At 48.3% G+C, this 20,280-nt stretch carries 15 protein-coding genes; 5 read left to right on the forward strand and 10 right to left on the reverse strand.

The window, feature by feature from the left end; genetic code table 11:
• Positions 1-125 precede the first annotated feature (125 nt).
• Entirely contained in the window at positions 126-1,322 is a 1,197-nt protein-coding gene (locus tag ACFRAM_RS19130; protein WP_379467212.1) for a polysaccharide deacetylase family protein, read from the forward strand.
• 163 nt (positions 1,323-1,485) lie between these two features.
• Here ACFRAM_RS19130 and ACFRAM_RS19135 read toward each other — a convergent pair whose 3' ends face one another.
• Positions 1,486-2,400 (reverse strand): general stress protein, encoded by a 915-nt coding sequence (locus ACFRAM_RS19135; protein ID WP_379467213.1) that lies wholly within the window; start codon positions 2,398-2,400, stop codon positions 1,486-1,488.
• Between the two features lie 197 nt (positions 2,401-2,597).
• Here ACFRAM_RS19135 and ACFRAM_RS19140 point away from each other — a divergent pair, with 197 nt between their 5' ends.
• Both ACFRAM_RS19140 and mgrA read left to right on the forward strand, forming a co-directional pair.
• On the forward strand, positions 2,598-3,446 hold the full coding sequence (locus ACFRAM_RS19140) for an AraC family transcriptional regulator (protein ID WP_379467214.1): 849 nt from the start codon (positions 2,598-2,600) through the stop codon (positions 3,444-3,446).
• 193 nt (positions 3,447-3,639) lie between these two features.
• Positions 3,640-4,629 carry an L-glyceraldehyde 3-phosphate reductase gene (gene mgrA / locus ACFRAM_RS19145; protein ID WP_379467215.1) on the forward strand — a complete coding sequence of 330 codons (990 nt, stop codon included), beginning with the start codon at positions 3,640-3,642 and terminating at the stop codon, positions 4,627-4,629.
• A gap of 1,049 nt (positions 4,630-5,678) precedes the next feature.
• Here the strand turns inward: mgrA and ACFRAM_RS19150 are convergent.
• The 8 genes from ACFRAM_RS19150 to ACFRAM_RS19185 form a co-directional block, all read right to left on the reverse strand.
• On the reverse strand, positions 5,679-8,333 hold the full coding sequence (locus tag ACFRAM_RS19150) for an S-layer homology domain-containing protein (RefSeq protein WP_379467216.1): 2,655 nt from the start codon (positions 8,331-8,333) through the stop codon (positions 5,679-5,681).
• 113 nt (positions 8,334-8,446) lie between these two features.
• Complete coding sequence (locus tag ACFRAM_RS19155; protein ID WP_379467217.1) at positions 8,447-9,907, reverse strand: O-antigen ligase family protein; 1,461 nt, start codon at positions 9,905-9,907, stop codon at positions 8,447-8,449.
• A gap of 45 nt (positions 9,908-9,952) precedes the next feature.
• Positions 9,953-10,684 carry a ZIP family metal transporter gene (locus ACFRAM_RS19160; RefSeq protein ID WP_083205455.1) on the reverse strand — a complete coding sequence of 244 codons (732 nt, stop codon included), beginning with the start codon at positions 10,682-10,684 and terminating at the stop codon, positions 9,953-9,955.
• Positions 10,685-10,770: 86 nt separating this feature from the next.
• Positions 10,771-11,292, reverse strand: coding sequence for a GNAT family N-acetyltransferase (locus tag ACFRAM_RS19165; protein ID WP_379467218.1), 522 nt, complete (start codon positions 11,290-11,292; stop codon positions 10,771-10,773).
• Between the two features lie 140 nt (positions 11,293-11,432).
• Entirely contained in the window at positions 11,433-12,236 is an 804-nt protein-coding gene (gene phnE, locus ACFRAM_RS19170) for a phosphonate ABC transporter, permease protein PhnE (protein WP_175373954.1), read from the reverse strand.
• Entirely contained in the window at positions 12,233-13,024 is a 792-nt protein-coding gene (phnE, locus tag ACFRAM_RS19175) for a phosphonate ABC transporter, permease protein PhnE (protein WP_379467219.1), read from the reverse strand. Before phnE (ACFRAM_RS19175) ends, phnE (ACFRAM_RS19170) begins: the two co-directional genes overlap by 4 nt.
• Positions 13,021-13,809: a phosphonate ABC transporter ATP-binding protein gene (gene phnC / locus ACFRAM_RS19180; RefSeq protein WP_379467220.1), complete on the reverse strand. Its 789-nt coding sequence runs from the start codon at positions 13,807-13,809 to the stop codon at positions 13,021-13,023. Before phnC ends, phnE (ACFRAM_RS19175) begins: the two co-directional genes overlap by 4 nt.
• 109 nt (positions 13,810-13,918) lie before the next feature.
• Positions 13,919-14,902, reverse strand: coding sequence for a phosphate/phosphite/phosphonate ABC transporter substrate-binding protein (locus ACFRAM_RS19185; RefSeq protein ID WP_066377456.1), 984 nt, complete (start codon positions 14,900-14,902; stop codon positions 13,919-13,921).
• A gap of 172 nt (positions 14,903-15,074) precedes the next feature.
• On the opposite strand from ACFRAM_RS19185, the gene ACFRAM_RS19190 reads away from it, so the two are divergent.
• Positions 15,075-16,670, forward strand: coding sequence for a bifunctional metallophosphatase/5'-nucleotidase (locus ACFRAM_RS19190; RefSeq protein ID WP_379467221.1), 1,596 nt, complete (start codon positions 15,075-15,077; stop codon positions 16,668-16,670).
• A 459-nt stretch (positions 16,671-17,129) separates the two neighbouring features.
• On the opposite strand, the gene ACFRAM_RS19195 is transcribed toward ACFRAM_RS19190, so the two are convergent.
• On the reverse strand, positions 17,130-18,899 hold the full coding sequence (locus ACFRAM_RS19195; protein ID WP_379467222.1) for a M3 family oligoendopeptidase: 1,770 nt from the start codon (positions 18,897-18,899) through the stop codon (positions 17,130-17,132).
• Positions 18,900-19,086: 187 nt separating this feature from the next.
• Between ACFRAM_RS19195 and ACFRAM_RS19200 the strand changes: the two genes are divergently transcribed.
• Complete coding sequence (locus ACFRAM_RS19200) at positions 19,087-20,076, forward strand: hypothetical protein (RefSeq protein ID WP_379467223.1); 990 nt, start codon at positions 19,087-19,089, stop codon at positions 20,074-20,076.
• Positions 20,077-20,280: the final 204 nt, after the last annotated feature.

Here is a 20,280-nt window from a genome sequence, read left to right on the forward strand (position 1 = left end):
AAATTGGGGATGGTCCAAATGCCGGGAACGGCAGGGGCCATCCTTTTTTCGCTGAATACGGTCAGAACATCTGGACGGAATCAGAATTTTTCTACTATTTATCTGTTGCCAAGGAGGATTCATCTATGAAATCGAGTAAAGTTAAGCTTTTGACACTCACCGTAATCAGCGCCGTCCTGCTTGTCTTCTTGTACCGAATGATTTTTCCGATACAGTACAGCTTTCTAGTGGAGGGCAAGGAAAGTCCCCCACCCAAATTTCAGCTTAGCCACGGTGAATTATTCGTTCCCGCATCTTTTCTGGAGAACAGTCTGGGCTTGAAAATCAAATGGGACCCGTTGCCGCAAGAATCAACTCCCACCGGTAAAGGGATCTATTACCGCGACAAGGTGCTTACGCTGATGTACCATGCCATTTCTCCAGAGGTACAGAAGGGAGCCTCCTCCATATCTACGGCAGAATTTAGAACCCAGCTTGAATTGTTAAAAAAGAATAATTTCCACATCATCACAATGGATCAATATGCTGATTTCATGCTTAAGGGCGGCAAGATACCGGATAACGCGGTACTGCTGACTTTTGACGACGGATACGAATCCTTTTACACCTATGCTTATCCGCTCCTGAAGGAGTTTGGGGATACGGCGACCAACTTTGTCATCGTCGGCGCGGTTGACGGCCATGTGCCAGGTTTGCCCAAGCTAACATGGGATCAAATGCGGGAGATGAAAAAGTCCGGTATGAGCTTCTACAACCATACCTACGATGCCCATCATATGATCACTGTTAACAGTGAAGGCGATCAGAAGCCTGCGCTGGCACATTTACAATTTCTGCCCAAAGAAAATCGGGTAGAAACCGTGCAGGAATACCGAAACAGAATCGATGCTGATTTGCGGCACGCGGATAACCGGCTGCAGACCGAACTCGGCAATACCCGTAACATCCTGTGCTTCCCCTACGGAAAATACAGCCTGACTGCCCTCGAAGTAGCACAGTCACAGGGCATCAATCTTTTCTTCACGATCGGAAAAGGCATCAATACGAAATTTGACCGAATCGGCTACCGTTTGGACGCTTCCAAGGCGGGAGAAACACCGGAGCATTTGATTGCCAGAATGAAACGGGGAGGCAAAGAATCGGAGAATGCTGAAACGAAAGGGTTGCTCATGGTCAACGACATTCCGCTGCCTTTTTCCGGCTCCGTACCTAAAATGAAAGACAACGAGCTGATGATTCCCTTACGGGAATTTAGCGCCGCTACAAAGGTCAACATGACCCTCAGCAACAGAGACCGCAAAGTGACATTGAGCATGTTCTAATGCTTTAATTCAAGCAAGGCGTATCAGAAAAACAAATTAAGGCGATCTTGCCCAGATCTAATACCTGCATGCAGGATATTGGTTCTGGGCACAGGTCGCCTTTTTATTGTTGACGCTGGGTTGGAGTGCTGTGGGGATAGAGGGGGTGAAGGCCAACGTACTGCTATAAGTCTTCCTTTTCACCAAGGTCCTTCTTCTTAGCCTCCCGCCGTCGCTCCTCACGGATCTGCTCGCCTACAGTGCCTTTACCTCCATGTTCGCTTGGGAGCGTGTCCATAGCATCCATCGTGCCTGTTGAATAGGCCAAGGATCTGGCATCCTTCTGGTCAGCTGCCGCAAGTGCATCCGATTCTTCAACAGAGCCAGTCATTCCTGAACGGTGAATGTCCTGTGCCGCCCGGTCCTGTGGGAGCTTTTCTGAAGAGGGAGTACTCCTGCTATCCAGCTCAGTATCGTTCTTGTCCTCCAGACCAGAACCGTTAAAAGCGGCTTCTAAGGTATCTTGCACGGAATCAGAATCATTGGTAGCTTCACGGACATCCAGCGCCTGAGCTTCGGGTAACTCCTCCGCAATCTCCCTATCCGAGTAATTGGCATTCACGGCATGATACCCTCCGAAAATACGGTGGACCTCTTGTTCACGCTCGCCTCCCGCATCTACCATCACGAGGATATGTCCCGAGCCTACATATCGGTCATAGCTTTCGGCCTCGTCCTCCGGAATACCAAGTCCGATCAGTCCTCCAACCAGGCCGCCGGTCCCGGCACCCACAGCCGCCCCTGCCAAAGTTGCCGCGATGGGTCCTGCTGCAATAATCGGCCCAATGCCGGGAATAGCCAACGCACCGATCCCGATCAGCAGTCCTGTCACGCCTCCAAGCACGCCTCCGGTTGCTGCACCTGAAGCCATGCCCTCTGGCGCCCTAGTTCCTGTTCCTTCAAGGATCGTATGGGCATCCTCTGGATTACGGGCAATGACGGAGATATCATCGGTCCGAAAACCATGTCTTTTTAATTCCTCAATGGCTGCGGAAGCCTCATGTTCGGCTGTAAAAACACCCACAATTCTTTTATCCATAACGGTACCCTCCTGTTGTTGGTTCTCATTAGTTTGCCCTGCTTCATAGCTTAATTAACCAAACTTTCAGCAGATAAACGAATGCCTGTTCATTCCACCAGGGGGGTACACAACCATCTATTCAGGAATTGGGGTATAATGAGGGTGCTGTTCTTGAATCAGAACTATTCTTTCGGAGAAAAGAGGCTGAAGCAGCCATGGCGATCTATAACTATAATCCGGAACGTCCCTTTCGGAGCAATCCAGATCTGCACTTGCACTACTGGGGGCGTGAACAATGTGTTCCAGGACATACGGTCGGTCCCGGTGTGCGTGATCATTACAAAATTCATTTTATCCATGGAGGCACCGGTGTGGTCGAGGTTGGCGGATGCAGCCACACCCTTGGCGCCGGACAGGCCTTCCTGACGTATCCACATATCGTTACTTACTATGCCGCTGATCAAGATGATCCCTGGTCCTATTCCTGGATCGGTTTTACCGGTGAACAGATGGAGTCTATTCTGTCCAAAACTTCTTTATCTCCAGGTTGTCCTGTATTTCCGATGGATGATCATCTGATGCCGAACCTGTATGCGCAGTTAACTTCTACAGCAGAGGCAGCAGATTGCCTGGACCTGTCTTTAAAAGCGATTATGTATGAGTTCTTTTCTCTGCTGCTTAAAACCGTCCCGGCGTCTCCGATCCAATTGCCCGTGCTACGGCAAAAGAGTGCCTATGTGGAGCAATGTCTGCATTTTCTTCATTCACATTACTGTGAGACGATTACTGTGGAGATGATGTCCTCCGCCTTGAAGCTGGACCGAAAATATTTATCAGCACTGTTCAAGCGCACTGTCGGGCTACCGCCGCAGCAGTATCTGCTTCACTTTCGCATCGCCAAAGCCTGCGAGTTGCTAACAGAAACACCCTGCAGCATAGGTGAAATCGCAAGGTCGGTGGGCTACCAGGATCCGCTACTCTTCTCCCGCATGTTCAAGAAGGTGAAGGGCTGCTCTCCGAAGGATTTCCGACTAAGTCATGCCAAAACAGACATTGTACTATAATTCCCTTCCTTTCTGACATACGCTTGGATGACTCCTTTCGCTACAATAAGAACGTAGCCCAAACCTGAAAAGAGCGTTGATTTTCTGTAAAATCCTTCGCCTAACCGTACCATTGACAGTGCTTTTCAGAGTCAGTTTTATCTTGAAGGATCTCAAGTGAGCAAGCTTCATAAAACATTTAGGAGGAACTTTCATGTACAATGCCAGCCCTACCCGATACGACAGCATGACATATAACCGGACAGGCAATAGCGGTCTCCGTCTTCCAGCCATTTCCCTCGGCCTTTGGCATAATTTTGGCGGCATCGATACCTTTGAGAACGGCAGAGCCATGGTCAGACGCGCCTTCGATCTTGGTATCACTCATTTCGATCTTGCTAATAACTACGGACCGCCTGCAGGTTCTGCGGAAGAGAGCTTCGGCCAGATTCTGGCCAAAGACTTTGGCGCTTACCGTGACGAGCTGATTATCTCTACAAAAGCAGGATATTATATGTGGCCAGGTCCTTATGGGGAATGGGGTTCCAAGAAGTACCTCGTCTCCAGTCTTGATCAGAGCCTCAAACGGATGGGCCTGGATTATGTAGATATTTTCTATCATCACCGTCCAGATCCTAACACCCCGCTGGAAGAAACAATGGCCGCACTGGATCTGCTTGTCCGCCAGGGCAAGGCGCTTTACGTGGGAATCAGTAACTACAACGCGGAGGATACCCGCAAGGCTTCGCAAATTCTGCGTCAGCTCGGAACTCCATGTCTGATTCATCAGCCGAACTACTCCATGTTGTCGCGCTGGATTGAAGATGGACTGCAGGATGTGCTGGCCGAAGAAGGCGTAGGCACCATTGCGTTCTCTCCCCTGCAAAAGGGTATTCTGACCGATCGTTATCTGAACGGAATTACCGCCGATTCCCGGGCAGCCGGACCAAGCGTGTTCCTCTCCGAGAATGAAATTACTGAGGAGGTTCTTGGAAAAGTACGGAAGCTGAACGAGCTTGCCGCCGCACGCGGCCAGAAGATGTCGCAGCTTGCCCTCTCCTGGGTTCTTCGCGGCGGAAGAGTAACCTCTGCCCTGATCGGTGCCAGCAAGGTGAGCCAAATCGAGGATGCCGTAGCTTCCTTGAACGCGCCTGAGCTTAGCGCGGAAGAGCTGGAGCAAATCGAGTCCATTTTACGCGGATAATTGAATACAAGCGTGCCAAAAAGCGGCAACTGGAGCCGGGTAGCTATACGCTGCACCGGCTTCGGTTGCCGTTTTTGCTTTATGACTTGCATAACAAAGGGGCTAGCTGATAAGCACCTATTTTATTGCGTTGAGTGCATTATCCCTTTCTTTCTCTCTTTCTCTCTTTCTCCCTTTCTCCCTTTCTCCCCTTCTCCCCTTCTCCCCTTCTCCCCTTCTCCCCTTCTCCCCTTCTCCCCTTCTCCCCTTCTCCCCTTGATCAATTGTCCCGGGCTTGGAAAGGAAAAAGAGAGAGCTTTTATAAGAAGGATCGACGTGTAATTAACGGCATTTTTGTACCTTAAATCCTCTGCAGCTACCGGTTAGTAGAAATTAAGTGCAATATTGTACCTTAAATCTTCCAGAATACCCCTTCCAGCGTGCTTTTTCAAAAAATAAGATACAATAATGCCCTTATTTGACTTTTTTACCTACATTGAAGAAAAATAAGGTACAAAAATGCTGTTAGTTGGGGAGCAGCCTCCTCTTTTCCACTGTTAAGGCGACTGGTTAAGGGGAATTTACCGCTCCCAGTGGTTGAAAACTGTCAACAGTCTATACTCCAGTGCTAGCTGTCCTATGGAAAGCTTTCAGGCGGGAACGGGCAGCGATAGAGCTGTGGAACGCAGAGGGTACGTTTCTGGAGGAGAGCCGACGAGCGTTCAGCTAACGAGCGGCCAGCTAACGAGCGTTCAGCGAACGAGCGGCCAGCCAACGAGCAGCCAACGAGCGACAAGCCAACGAGCGACCAGCCAACGAGCGACCAGCTAACGAGCGACCAGCCAACGAGCGACCAGCTAACGAGCGACCAGCCAACGAGCAGCCAGCTAACGAGCAGCCCCCAGCCAACGAGCGTTCAGCCAACGAGCCCATATGCCACCAACCGCCATCATCCATTCTTTTGGGGCGGATCATGCCAAAGAGGATGTCCTTAGAGCTAATAGCTTTGGGGACATCCTCTTGAGTCATAGCATAATTCAATTCAGTCACGCCTTAGCATGAGCAGTGAGTTACAGCTTAGAGATCACCATAACGGCTTCAGCACGAGTAGCTTTCTTATTCGGCTCAAGTTTGTTATCACTACCCTGAACCAATTCAAGCTTATGGGCAGCGGCTGCATAAGGCTTGGCCCAGGTCGATATTTGCGCCTGATCGGCGAACGGTATTCCTTCATCGCCTACATTAAATGGCAGCATATATTTATAGGCATAAGCCTTCATCAACATAACGACCATCTCCTGACGAGAGATTGGGCGATCCGGTACAAACAGTGTTTCGGACTGTCCACTGGCAATCCCCGCCCCCACTACGGCGGCTACGGAATCGCTATACCATTTGGTAGAAGGTACATCGGTAAAGTCAGATGCACCGGAAGCTTTCAAGTTCAGCTTGCGGGCAATAAAGGTAGCAAATTCCGCGCGTGTCACTTGCTGATTAGGGGAGAAGCGGGTATCGCTTGTTCCTGTTGCCACATGCTGAGCAACCATGGATTTAATCGCAGGTGAAGCCCAATGGCTGACAGGCACATCCGTGAACGATTTGTCATATTGCAGCACGGCGTATTTGCTGAAATGACTGACATCTATCGTCAAATATCCGTCACTTAGCCGTCCTCCTAAATACTGCACTCCGCCCAGTTCATTCAGATAATAGATGCCCGTAAGATTGGGATTGCTTCCTTCTGCAACTTTGAGCTTCAACGTTACCGGATAGCTGAACTCGCTAAGCTTACTTTCCTTTCCATCATTTGTGATAAGCGACAGCGTAATGTTGAAGGCTGCACCACTTGGCGTGATTACAGAATTAGCAGACTGCGAAGCTGCTCTGGCTGTATCTTCAGCAAGCTCGATACTACCGATCGGGGCGAATCCGACAGAAATTCTTGAAGTGTTTAGCTGCGCTACAGGAACCAGGCTTTTTAGCTGTTCAAGCACCTGTCCAGGGATAGCCAGCGATAAGTCATCTTTTTCAATCACCAGAGTGTTGTCCTTAATTAATAACTCCCCTGCTGCTGGCAACAGAAGCTGCTTGATATCCTCTGCAACCGGTACTTTAACCTTGCCATTCTCGCTTCTTAACGCAACACCCAAGGTCTTGGAGATACCATCCTTGTCCACTAGAGTGGCTAACAGCGCCGGACCTGCAGGGGCCGGTTCCAATGTTGCAGGTGCTGGAGCCGTTACGCCACCACCGCCGCCGTTACCATTCCCAGGGCCTGAACCTCCTGGTTCTGTACCACCACTTCCATCCGGTACCTTAGGTACAGGGAAGATAAAGGCCTGCAGCGAACGACCACCGTCCTTGTTTACGGCAGCTACGTTGACATGATACGTCTTTCCGTTGGTCAATCCATCAATGAAGAAGCTGGTCTTCTGAATCGGAGATTGCGTCAGCAACTTGCCATCCAACCATACCAGATACCCATCCAGATCCTCCTCCGTATTACGGTTCCAATTCAAGCTTAGTGTCCCGTCTCCTGGAGTAGCTCTTAAGCCTGTAGGAGGTTCTGGAAATGTACCGATGAACGCCTCTACAGATGCTTCAAATCTATAGCTCAAGGCATGTTCAGGCAGAGTTTCCACATAAAGATCAATACCAGCGCTTCTTGTGTTCACCTTGGGTAGGGCAATCTCATCACCAGAAGCCTGTTTGGAGAGACGCAACGTATAGGTTGCTCTGCTATCTAAAACCTGTTGGAAAGAAAGGCTAATCGTCTTATTCTTGGGCGTTAATCCTCTCACGGGAATGACCGTGCCGTCCGATTTTACCAGTTCGAAATCACTTGCCTGGATAGCAGCATAGTTGAGCGTATAAGGCACGGCATTGTAGTCGTAATCAAGGGCATCTGTGAACTTCAAATCCAGTTGGAATGCGTCCGAAGAGACACTTGTCAGCTGATCCGAGCTTGGCGTGAAGGATACGATGCTCTCAAGTGGCTGGAGCTTCGTTCCTGGTTTGGCTCCCCCATACTCAGCCTTTGCCTCCTTCATCAAGCCCGGAGCTCTCATCATATACGGCGCCGACCTCTCCGTCTCATGACCCAGCCAGTCCACTGCACTTACCTGAAATTGGTGAAAAGAATGGTATGGAAATACCGGAAGTCGATCATATCGTTCTGTTATCGGAAACATAGAGTTGTCACGGGTTGAGAATATAAGCTCGTTATTGTCGTATACCTTGTAGTGAGAAAAGCCGAACACGCTACCCCGGTTTACTGGCGACCAATTCAGAAAAAGATGAGTGCCGTCATTATAGTAATCATATTGAAAATTCCGATAGATATCGGGAGCATGAAACAACGGGGCGAAATTGAAGTCATAGGTGGTTCCCGTTACACTGGCCGGTATCAGATTCTCATCGCCCGCCCTGACCTTAATGTTCCAGGGAGCCAGTCCCGTTCCAATCTGCCCATTCACATTCGCCCAGAAGATATTGGATGAATAGGAATGATACACTTCTCCCACCACGTTCGAAGAGACGGGAACCTCTTGTCCTCCCAGGTCAAGACTCAAAGAAATATCCCTCTGATCGGAATAGATAATTCCCGAGATCTCCCCGGTTGAAGCATCATACTTCAATTTGAGAATGCTAGCCGCATATGTCAAGACCGGAGCGCTCAGAGCCAGCAGCATGACAACTGCCAGGGAAACGCTGATTTTTCGCATAATCTTGTGCAGAATAATTCCTCCTAAAAATAGATATCTATGTATTGGAAATCTTTCCCCATAATAAGATGAATTCCAACAAATAACAATATGTATTTGCTATAGATATATTCCTATTTCTTACTTTTCTCCACCTTTTTCAGCATCTCCTGATACTTCTTGTTAGCAGGGACCTTCGACGCAGCGATCCTAATCTCGTTAATTGCCTTTTTCATCGTACTCTCATCCCCTTGGGACTCTGCCAAACCGGAATAAGCAGTAGCCATTTGGTAGTGTACCTTATCCGACCAAGGTAGCATTTTCTCCGCCGATTGCAGGCTTTGCAGCGCGCTCTTCCACTCCCTCCGGGCACTTGCCGCTTCTCCCTTAGAGATCAACATATATCCTGCTGTCATCCAGACAAAAGTGCAGATAGCGATAAGGCAAGGCAGCACAACTGCAGTAGTTCTCAGGCCGGTGAGCATGATTTCTTTTCCCTTGTATCCCGCAAGCTCCATTTCAGCCAGCAGCATGACAAACAAACCGAAGACCAGCGGATAGGCCATGTCGATGTCAAAAGCAAGATGGGCGCAGAAAAGCAACACGGCCAGCATAATGCTTAAGCCTTCCCGCCCCCGGCGCCACTTGGCCCGGAGTGCAGTCAAAATCATGGCTATAAACGCCAAGGCTCCGGCAATGCCCGTATCCAGTGCCATTTGCAAATACTGCTGATGCACATATTTTACGAAAACTGAGGGATACAGCACGGCCCAGCCGCCCCCGCCGGTACCCGTCAGCCAATGCGTCTTCCATAACCGGAGGCCATCACTCCAATAGATACGACGCAGAGAAAACTCCGTGGCGTTCCAGCCAATGCTGCGAATGCTGCCAGTGCCGCCATAGAGTACGCCGACGACAACTGCTGCCAATAGGACCACAAGCATAATAATTGCTCCCCATACAGCCCCTTTGCTTCTTCTATTTAAAAATAAAAGAAAGGCCGTTCCGGCAGCTACAAGAATCAATACTGCTCTTGAACCTGACATCAACAGCCCGCACAATTGAATGGCCATTAGCAGCCAATATCTCTGCTGACTGGACCGTCTGTAGGCATGCCAGCCAGCGGTCAAGCCCGCTGCCATCACGACAGCGTACACATTGGCATAGCCTAACGTGGATTCCAGCCTGCCCTCACGGAAGAGGCCGAAGAAGAGCCCCCAAAGTGTGAGTCCTGCACCGCCCCAGGACCATGCCGCCCAAAGCCGGTCACGCTGAAAACTGGATAAGCCTGAGAATAGCAGCGTGACCGGCAGCAGCAGCGACACTTTAACCGCTTCCAGAACAGCTTGCTCAGGATCAGCGGCATATCCGACAGCCAGCCAATATAAAACCATAATAATCAGTAGAAAAATATGCACCGGTAGCAGCGTAAACTTTTTAACCCCTGCCAGATATACCGCTGTTACAGCATAAAGAACCGCAGCTAACGCCAAAAAGGAACGGGGCTCAAAAAAACCCGCTCCAAGCATTCCAGCAATAATAAATAACAGCAACGTATAAAATGGCAATTTTTTCGTTTCATATATGGTCATCATAAATGTTCTTGTTCGACAGACTTTACCAAAAATCCTTTATCCACCCTATTGGAAAATCTGTGTGATATACACCATGATGAGAAGCCCGATAATGAACGAATAAGTCGATGAACGCTCGTAGCCATGGCCGTGACTCTCCGGAATCAGTTCCTTGTATACGATAAAGAGCATCGCCCCTGCAGCAAAAGCAAGACCGTAGCCGACTACATTTTGCAGCGAACTGGCCGTAAAATAACCGATCACCGCCGATACCATCTCCATCAGTCCGGTCAAAGCGGCAATCCCTAACGCCTTCCATCGGCTTGTCCGGGAATTCATCATAAATACAGCCAGAATCAGCCCTTCCGGAATGTTCTGTGCACCGATAGCCAGAGCAACCGTGGGCCCAAGGCTGGCCTGCTGACTGGCGTAACTAAAACCTGTACTAAGCCCTTCTGGGATGTTGTGGATAAAGAGCGCAATGATAACGAGCAATGCCTTCGAATCCATATTGGTGTAGCCGGGCTTGTTCTCCACATCAATGTGGGGAATATGGCTCTCGATCAAGTCCAGCAGCAGCACGCCGGTGATCAGACCAAGGGTCAAGGATATGATCCCCGACTCCTGGATTGCCTGAGGCATTAAGCCAAAGGTGGCAGCAGACACCATGATTCCGGCTGTGAACGCAACCAGTATATCCTTCCATTTCTCCGATAGTCTCTTCACGAACAGAATAGGGATTACGCCGAGAACAGTCGCCATTGCCGATAAAAAACTGCCTAGAAGCGCAGTAGCCAAGTCTTCAACTCCTTTGGGACAAGTCGGATAGACCAGCATATGCTCTAGGCAGGAATGTTATTACAATTATTTGTAGCTCCTCGGATTCAAAATGTTCTCCGTTCACTTAAATCCAGGCTCATATGTTCATCGTCGTAGTAAGTATCACCGATCTTAACCGCTTTTTTCTCCTTGCCATAGCAAGTGAACCCTAGCGACTCATACAGCCTTACCGCTGCTTCATTCCCAGACATCACAGCCAGGTTCAGAATCTCCACGCCCTCAAGCTGTGCCGCTCTGGCGATAAGTTCCTCCATTAAAGCAAAACCGAGACGAAGCTTCCGGGCTTCCGGGCTCACATACACCGCTACTACAAGCCCTTTGTGCTTGACCTTCTCTCGGTTCTCCCGGATAAAAGTCACTATACCTGCAAGCTCACCATTATCGTTAAAAGCTCCGAGAGTGAACCTATTCTGATCGGCCTGCAGCCTTGTTTGTACCATAGCCAGCGGCATATCCTTTTCATCTTCATAGCTGCTTAAAAAGGCCTCGGGATGATCTCTTAATGCTCTTAACCGAAGCTTTTGATAGGTCTCAGCATCGTTAGCATTTAAAATACGAATAACCAAATCTACCACTTCTCCTTCTTAAAGCTGCATTCTCCACTTCCCCCTGTTATATTATCGCAAATTCGAAATCCTTGTCTCAATATAAATAAAACTCACACAGAATCTAGCTAGTGTGAGTTTTGTCTTGTAGCTTTTTGTGTTTACACCAATCGCTTCCGAATCGTACCTGAGATAATATCAATCACCGTAATCATCACAATAATTCCGAGCAGAATGATACCTACGCGGTCCCAATTTCGCGCTCCAAGCGCGAAGATTAACGGCGTACCAATCCCCCCGGCACCGATGACACCAAGAATCGTCGCTGAGCGGACGTTGATCTCGAACCGGTACAGTGTATAGGAAAGGAACCCGGGCAACACCTGGGGCAGCACCGCAAACCACAATACTTGCATGCGGCTAGCACCCGAAGAAATCAGTGCTTCCAGCGGTCCACGGTCGATATTCTCGATTTCGTCCGCGAACAGCTTCCCTAGCATCCCTATTGAGTGCAGCCCCAGAGCCAGTACACCGGCGAAAGAACCCGGGCCTACGGCCTTGATGAACAGCAAGGCCATAACAATCTCGGGAAAGGTACGAACAAAGCTCAAGACCAGCTTACCGGAACCCGAGATTACTTTTCCCCGGCTCATATTCACAGCTGCCCAGAAAGCGAACGGAATACAAACAAATGTAGAAATAAATGTCCCGAGCACTGAAATCGCTAGTGTCTCCAGCAATCCGTGCAGCAGGTCCTCACCGTCCGGCAAATAAACAAATCCCCAATCGGGGGAGAAGATTCCGCTAAAGATCGCCTTCGTAATTACCCCGGCCGTCTCCTTAAATCCGTTAAACGGCACACCTGAAAAAGCCCAAATATAAATTGCAGCCAGCGCTACATAAATCAGCCAGCGGAAACGGTTCTTTCGTGGCTTGGGAACAATCTCACTCCATGGTTTACTCATAATAATTTCTCCCGCAGCTTTGTACTTGCATAATCAATAATCAGCACCACTGCCAGTGTGAACAGGATAATGGTGCAGGTCTTGTTGTATTCCAGAAAGCCTAGCGTAACCTCATAGTAGTGGCCGATACCTCCCGCTCCTACCAGACCAAGCACAGCCGCCGCACGGACATTGATTTCAAAGGCATACAGCACATAAGACATGAAATGCGCTTGCACCTGTGGAATTACACCAAAGACAATGCGCTGAATCTTGTTCGCCCCCGCGGAAGTCATGGCTTCCAGCGGTCCTTGATCAATGGTCTCCAGCGCCTCATAGGTAAGCTTGGCAATCAGTCCCAGCGAGAAGACCGTCAAGGCGAAGATCCCCGGCAGTGGCCCTAGCCCGAAGATGGCTACAAAGATAGAAGCTAGCAGCAGATCAGGGATCGTGCGAATCAGATTCAATAGCAGGCGGACCGGATGATGCAGCCAACGGCTAACGGTGATATTGCTTGCACTAAATAATGCCACCGGCACAGCCAGAATAGCGCCCAGTGTAGTGCCGACCAGTGCCATCCGGATCGTCTCCAGCATCGCATCCACGATTTTTTCAAAATAGGACCATTTCGGCGGGAACATTTCCTTTAACAGGTCCAGCATATTGGGCAGGCCCGACACCAGCTCTCCCAAGCTGGAATCTGTCAGAACAGCACTTCTCCACAGCAGAATAATCAAGATCGCCGCCGTAAAATAGTGCTTCAGCTTCCTCGGTGCTTTCGGCCGAAGTTTCTCCGTATTGGTACTCATGACACAGGCACCTCTGTCACAGGTTCGCCAAGCAGCTCGTCCTTCTGGATGGGACGTCCATAGATTTCTGCGAACTTCTCATCGGTCGCTTCAGACACCGGTCCGTCGAATACGACCTCTCCAGCCCGCAGCCCGATGATTCGGGTGGCATATTGTCTCGCTAAATCAATAAAATGCAGGTTCACAATCGTAGTGATGCCTAGCTCTGTATTGATTTTCTTCAGATCATCCATAACCTGCTTCGTCGTGAGCGGGTCCAGTGAAGCTACAGGCTCATCGGCGAGAATCACCCGCGCCTCCTGTGCCAATACCCGGGCAATCGCCACCCGCTGTTGCTGTCCGCCAGAGAGCTGGTCTGCACGTGAATAGGCCTTCTCAACAATATTCACCCGGTCCAGTGCCTGAAATGCCAGTTCGATATCGCTTTTCGGGAAACGGCCAAGGATCGTGCGCAGCGTAGAATGATAACCAACTCTTCCGGCCAATACGTTTCGCAGAACCGTAGTGCGCTTCACAAGGTTGAAGCTTTGAAAAATCATCCCGATGTCCCTGCGAATCCTCCGTAGCTGGCTACCCTTGGCCTTCGTAATGGATTGACCGCCGATGCGTATATCGCCTTCAGTAATGTCATGAAGCCGGTTGATCGAACGCAGCAGCGTTGATTTCCCCGCACCGGAGAGTCCCACAATCACGACAAATTCACCGTGAGCGATGGTAAGATTAATCCCATTCAGGCCCTTGGTACCGTTCGGATAAGTTTTGGATACATTGTGAAGCTCTATCAATGGAATCATTCCTTTATATTATCGAATAAAAGAGATAGCCAGACCGGGGCAAGCGCCCGGACCGGCTATCCTCATGTCTTATCAGTAAGATTGTTGTGAAAGACCCGACCTACTCTGTTTTAACCTTCTCGTTGTATTCGCGAACGATATCGAATTTGCTGTCATCGGATTTTACATAACCTTCGTGGGAATAAATATCCTTGATGATTTCATGACCTTCTTTGTCGGCCACAATATCGATGAAGGCATTCTGGATTTTCTCCACCCACTCTTTGTTCATGTCGGAACGAACCGAGATGGTGTCATTAGGAATCTTGTCCGTGAAGGCCAGTACCCGCGTGTCTTCAAAGACTTTCGGATAGTCTTTCAGGACGATGTTACGGGCATCCTGGAAAATAGCAGCGGCATCAACATCACCGTTCAGCACGGCCAGTACGCCTTGGTCATGCCCCTTCACTGTGATCGCCTGAACATCCTTCAACGGGTCAAGACCTGCGTCCATCAGCGTCGCAGCCGGCCATACAAAACCTGCAGAAGAGGTTACGTTCTGATAAGCAATCTTCTTTCCTTTCAGATCGGCAACGGTTTGGATCGGAGAATCTTTTTTAACAATAATCATCGATTTATAGAAATCCACCAGTTGATCGGTAGGTGCGCCTGTATCATCATTCACCCCGAAGCGTTGTGCTTGCAGGATAACTTCAGCTGCGCCTTTTTCCTTGGCAAGAACATAAGCGGTTGGCGGCAAGAAGCCTACGTCCACTTTCTTAGAAGCCATTGCTTCGATCACGGTGTTGTAGTCAGTGGAGATGCTAACTTGGACAGGAATTCCAAGTCTGTCGCTCAGCAATTTTTCTAGCGGCTTGGCTTTAGCTTCGAGCGTATCCGCATTCTGGGATGGTACAAATTGTACAGTCAGCTTCTCGGGAACATAGCCTTCCGCTACTGGAGCCGTCGTTTCCTGTGGGGCATTGGTAGCATTAGCCGATCCTTGGTCTGCGGAGTTGGCCTGGTTCGTGTTGTTAGATCCACAACCACTAAGTAATGCAAAAGACATCATTAGCGGCAAAACGAATTTACTGATTTTTTTCAACCTTAAGACCTCCAGATTTGTCTATTTTTTGTACTTCTAAACTATAAAGGGATTCTGTTAAAAGTAAGGAGGGGGATTGTCAATTCTCCGTAAAATCTTCCCCTAACCTCTTAAATCCACTTTTTTTTCTGTTAGAATGATAGCGAAATGATCTTGGGGAGGCCTATTACTCATGAAAAAAAACGATACTATCACCTGTGAAATTCTCGTCACAAGTGATCTGCACGGCCATATCCAGCCTGTCGATTACCGGACTCGCGAGGTGCACCATCAAGGCTTGGCCCAAATCGCAACCCTCATTCACAGGGAACGACTTCATACACCTGAACTGCTGCTGATCGATAACGGTGACCTTATCCAAGGTACGCCGCTGGCATATTATTCAGCTACTCAAGGCAAAGAGAATCGCCATCCAGCAATTTCTGTCCTGAATGAGCTACGCTATGATGCAGCAGTTTTCGGTAATCATGAATTCAACTTCGGGATGGATGTGCTCGGCCAAGCAGTGCAGGACTCCAACTTCCCGTGGCTCTCGGCGGGGATTACCAATAGGGATACCGGTGAGCCGGCCTTCGGCAATCCTTATATTGTCAAATGGATCGATCAGAAAATCAAAGTTGTGATTCTTGGCGTAACTACACACTATATTCCCCATTGGGAGAATGCTCTTCATCTTGAGGGATTGGAATTCCATGACGCCCTTGAATCTGTAAAAAGGTGGTGTGCGGACATTCGGACGAGCGAACAGCCCGACCTTCTGGTCGTTTCGTATCATGGGGGATTCGAACGGGATCTGCTTACCGGGGAACCTACAGAAAGACTTACCGGAGAGAACCAAGGTTATGCGATGTGTATGGAGATTGAGGGACTGGATGTGCTGATTACCGGTCACCAGCACCGTTCCATTACCAGTGAAATCAATGGAGTAACTGTGCTTCAACCCGGCTTCAATGGGCAGGCGCTAGGCAAGATTACAGCCACCTTCACCGAAGAAAATGGTAAATGGAAGCTTCGGGACAAGCAAGCCGAGTTGCTATCCGTAGACTCCACTATTGCTGTGGATGAGCGTATTATTGAGCTGACACGTGCGGTTGAAGCTGAAACGCAGGTCTGGCTTGACTACATCGTGGGACAGGTTCAGGGAGACCTCTCCATTGCGAACGCTGCTGAATGCCGATTGGCCGATCACCCGTTCATAGAATTCATGAACAAGGTGCAGATGGAAGCGGCGGGCGTAGACATTTCGACAGCACCGCTGCTTCGCAACGAGTGCAGAGGTTTCGATCAGACCATTACACGCCGGGACATTCTGGCCAACTTCATCTATCCCAACACATTGACCGTGCTGCGACTGAAAGGAAGCGATATTCGGCAGGCCTTAGAGCAGACCGCGAATTACTTCCAGCTTGATGAAAACGGCCAGCTTGAGATCAATCCAACCTATATCGAGCCTAAACCGCAACATTACAATTATGATATGTGGGAAGGCATTGAGTACATCCTCGATATTGCCCGGCCAGTCGGCCAGCGCGTCACTCTGCTGAACTACCATGGCAAGCCGCTGGACAATGACGGGGAATACGACGTTGTCATGAACAATTACCGTGCGGTCGGCGGGGGCGACTATGAGATGTATCTGGGAAAACCGGTCATTAAAGAGATTCTCATCGATATATCGGAGATTGTGACGCATTATATTGAGCAGAAGGGGCATATTGAGGCGACTTGCGATGGGAATTGGCGAGTGATTGTGGGAACTAGAGAATAACTGTGGGATCCTATAAACACACAACTTCATTTCAATAATGACTTCGATATCTCAATAAAGAACTTCCTGTAGCCTAAAGTACAAAATGACCCTTTCGTTCTAAGGAGCTCCCTCAGCCAGATGACAATTACGCCAGAAAGCTCCACTTCACTCGATCGGGCATGGGAGTAACGGGAATAGTTCCTGTTATTTTGATTAAATTTACGTCTTTCCTAAAGATAACTGGAAAATATCCCGTTAATCACCTCATAGCTGGACAATTACGGAGAAAAGAGGTTTTTTAACGGGATAAATTCCCTTTATTTAGGACGAATAAGCCGAAGGGAGCGAATTAACGGTATATTTTCCTGCTATCAAAGCCCCGCTCAAACTCAAACGTGGGCTTAGGCAAGCGAGTGTAGACATTTGTTCATACGTACAGCTTATAATAGCGCACTAATGAGCGCTTCGCTATCCAATTTAGGTCCTGCGGATAAACTCTGCAATATCTTCTTCGATCAGACTGAGCGCCCCTCTCCAAAAATCAACGGAGTGAACATCGATGCTCATTTTGGCGGCCACATCAACGATGTTATGCTTGCTTGTAGCACTCAGGAACAGACGATACTGATCCACAAAGTCCTCGCCTCTTTTTAAATATTCCGCATAAAGACCCTTGGAGAACAACAGGCCGAATGAATATGGAAAGTTCAAAAATTCATTCCCTGCCATAAAATATCCCGCCTTACCCAGCCACATATACGAATGAAGCGTGTCCGGATCAATGCTCTCCCCATAAGCTTCCGACATACATGTAAGCATCAGCTCATTAAGCTCCTGAACAGACAACGTTCCTAATGCCCTCCGCTCATACAAGCGTATCTCAAATAAATATCGGGCATAGAAATCCACAAGATAATAGCCAGCGTCAGAAATACTTCTCTCCAGAATCGGCGCAATATCTTTCTCTGCTGCACTAGCAATTAAGGTCTGGTTAACCAACGTCTCACAAAAAATCGAAGCCGTCTCGGCAATCGGAATCGGATAATCCGTATTCAGCATCGTCTGACCCGCCAGACAGGAGCTATGATAGGCATGGCCAATCTCATGAGCAAGCACAGCAATATCCATAGAATTACCTGTAAACTGCGTCATAATTCTGCTTTCCTGAATCGGAAAAATATCAATACACATTCCGTAGCCGCCTTTTCCAGCTCTCGGCTCCGCATCAATCCAATGCTGTTCAAATACCTTCCGGGCGAAATCCGCTAGCTCTCCGCTAAAAGCTCCGAAACTAGATACTATCGTATTCTGTGCATCTTCATAGGAGATTCCACTCTTTTCTTCATTCATTGGCGCAAAAAGATCATAGAAAGGCAGCTTGGCTGAATGTCCCAGCAGTACCGCCTTCTTCTCGTAAAATTTATGAAAGCTTGGCAAGCTTTCTTGAAGTGCCGAGAGCATGGCGTTCAATGTCTCCCGGCCCATTCTTGAAGCTGTCAGTACCTTGTCCAAAGGTGAAGCGTATCCCCGCATTCCGTACACTGTTAGCGCCTCACCGCTTATTCCGTTGATGCAGGCCGCACAGATTTGAGCAATTGATTTATAGGCCCCAGTCTCGGCCTCATAAGCTGCTTTTCTTACCTTGGGATTGTGATCATAGGCCATGCTTCTCAGTTCCGCCAGTGTTGCTTTACGCGACCCATCACCCGTTTCAAGTTCTGCAAGCACGCTCGAAGCCGTCTCCATATAAAGCCTTTCCCAGGCTTTGGACCCGGTGCTCTGCATTTTGGCAATAGCGGCCTCCACTTCTTCATTTAACACAAACCTCGATTGGGACAGCACTTCGCTTAAATAAAAACGATGCTCCAGTAGATACGCTGAACTTCCGGTAAGCTCGTCCAGGTTCTCACAATTAGCATACCAGCGTTTAAATCCTGCGATCACTCCGCCAATTCCTGCATTCGCATTTTCAATATCATCCAGAAGATTTATTGCTTCCTGACTGCTGCCGTCAGCGCTGAGTACTAGCTCTGCGTAGGCCATCAGGCAAACATATACACCTTTATATTGATTATATATTCGCAAAAAAGCCTCGGTTGAAGCAGGTGTAGGCCCCTCAGTATGCAAATTTGCCGTAGCCCATTCTTTTAAATCCTCTATATATTGACCCAGACGACTGCGGTCTTCCTTCAGCTTCCCAGACTCGAAAGAAGGATACAGGCTGTTCAGATCCCATGTCATACCCATTGATGAACCTCTCCTTCGTACAGCCAATATGTTAAGTCCAATTCCTCAATAATAGCAGTGTCAATATCATTTTTCATTATCCTTTTTCACATTTCCCTATAAACTCTTCATTAGGAATTTTAAAGAATAATATGGATTAATATTGAATTCACAAGGATTTATCACTAAATGATTACTGGAGAATAACATGAGAAATTTTACGAGCAGCACCGCCAAGAAAATATTGGCCAATGAAATTAGCATGGAAGTATTATTACAACAATATCCGGAGTATCAAGAAGAGGTTCTGCAAGAAATTAGTGTGCTAAGAAACAGCAGAGAATCACAGATTATTACGGCCATCCTTGATAAATACACGGTAAGCGCAAAGATTGCTCATACTAAAATTCAAAAAAGCAGGTTCAATGAAACAACAATAAATGCATTTTTGCCCGATGTGATCAAGGCCCGATTTGCTATTTATTTGCTAGAGCAGCTTAATATCGCCGTTTCATCCAAAACCCCGGAGAACAATGTAAAGTTCAATCTTTGGGATGGCACTATTTTGCAGAAGCTTTTGTTCAGAAAAGGTCTTGAGAGGAAGCCCGTCTCACTCGGACTTTTTAAGTTCTGGTGGAGGTTCGTCATCCATAAGAAGATATTAATGCCTCTGGTCAATAAAAAAGGGATTTATTGTTTCTATTCGCGAGCGTTCATTAAAGAGCTTTCCAGTCTGATCGGAAATCAATCCTGTCTTGAAATCGCTGCCGGTGACGGCACCTTGGCTAATTTTTTGAAGAGTGAGCATATAAACTGCCAAGCTACCGATGACTATAGCTGGAGCCATTATATAGCTTACCCTACTTTTGTGGAAAAAGCGGACGCCAAAAAGGCCCTGCTCAAATACACTCCCCAGGTAGTGCTATGTTCTTGGCCTGTGCCTAAAAACTCATATGAAAAACATGTATTCAAGGCGCCCTCAGTTGACCTATATATCGTTATCGGGACAAAGAATCCCGCATTTACCGGAGATTTCGATGCCTATTATAGCGCTGATAAGTTTACTATGGAGTTGGACGAACGACTTTCTTCTCTCATTATGCCCCCGTCGGATGAAAATGCTGTTTATCTTTTTAGGCGGAAAAAGAATCCTTCTGCAAACCTTCCGGCCGTGCCTATCAAGGCGGGGCTTGAGTAATGGCTTTACTCTTATACGAGCTAAAAAAGGAATGGTCGGCCTTTATTACATCATGTGGCCCATTCCTTATACGGTGGACCGAACAATGTCCAGAAAATTGAATTCATTAATTTAATCTACTCAGGAAGCCTCTTCGTCCTAACTATTATTCTTAATCCTTATCTTTCTTCTTTATGTATTTATTCCAGCATAACAAGCCCACTA

It is taken from the genome of Paenibacillus sp. NPDC056722 (assembly GCF_042790635.1).
In the GTDB taxonomy this organism is placed as follows: Bacteria; Bacillota; Bacilli; order Paenibacillales; family Paenibacillaceae; genus Paenibacillus_AQ; species Paenibacillus_AQ agri.

Coding starts and splice junctions, on each gene's coding strand:
- ACFRAM_RS19195 (WP_379467222.1), bottom strand. CDS start 18,899: ATGGGTATGACATGGGATCTGAACAGCCTGTATCCTTCTTTCGAGTCT.
- ACFRAM_RS19135 (WP_379467213.1), bottom strand. CDS start 2,400: ATGGATAAAAGAATTGTGGGTGTTTTTACAGCCGAACATGAGGCTTCC.
- ACFRAM_RS19155 (WP_379467217.1), bottom strand. CDS start 9,907: ATGATGACCATATATGAAACGAAAAAATTGCCATTTTATACGTTGCTG.
- ACFRAM_RS19190 (WP_379467221.1), top strand. CDS start 15,075: ATGAAAAAAAACGATACTATCACCTGTGAAATTCTCGTCACAAGTGAT.
- phnE (WP_175373954.1), bottom strand. CDS start 12,236: ATGAGTAAACCATGGAGTGAGATTGTTCCCAAGCCACGAAAGAACCGT.
- phnE (WP_379467219.1), bottom strand. CDS start 13,024: ATGAGTACCAATACGGAGAAACTTCGGCCGAAAGCACCGAGGAAGCTG.
- ACFRAM_RS19140 (WP_379467214.1), top strand. CDS start 2,598: ATGGCGATCTATAACTATAATCCGGAACGTCCCTTTCGGAGCAATCCA.
- ACFRAM_RS19200 (WP_379467223.1), top strand. CDS start 19,087: ATGAGAAATTTTACGAGCAGCACCGCCAAGAAAATATTGGCCAATGAA.
- mgrA (WP_379467215.1), top strand. CDS start 3,640: ATGTACAATGCCAGCCCTACCCGATACGACAGCATGACATATAACCGG.
- ACFRAM_RS19130 (WP_379467212.1), top strand. CDS start 126: ATGAAATCGAGTAAAGTTAAGCTTTTGACACTCACCGTAATCAGCGCC.
- ACFRAM_RS19150 (WP_379467216.1), bottom strand. CDS start 8,333: ATGCGAAAAATCAGCGTTTCCCTGGCAGTTGTCATGCTGCTGGCTCTG.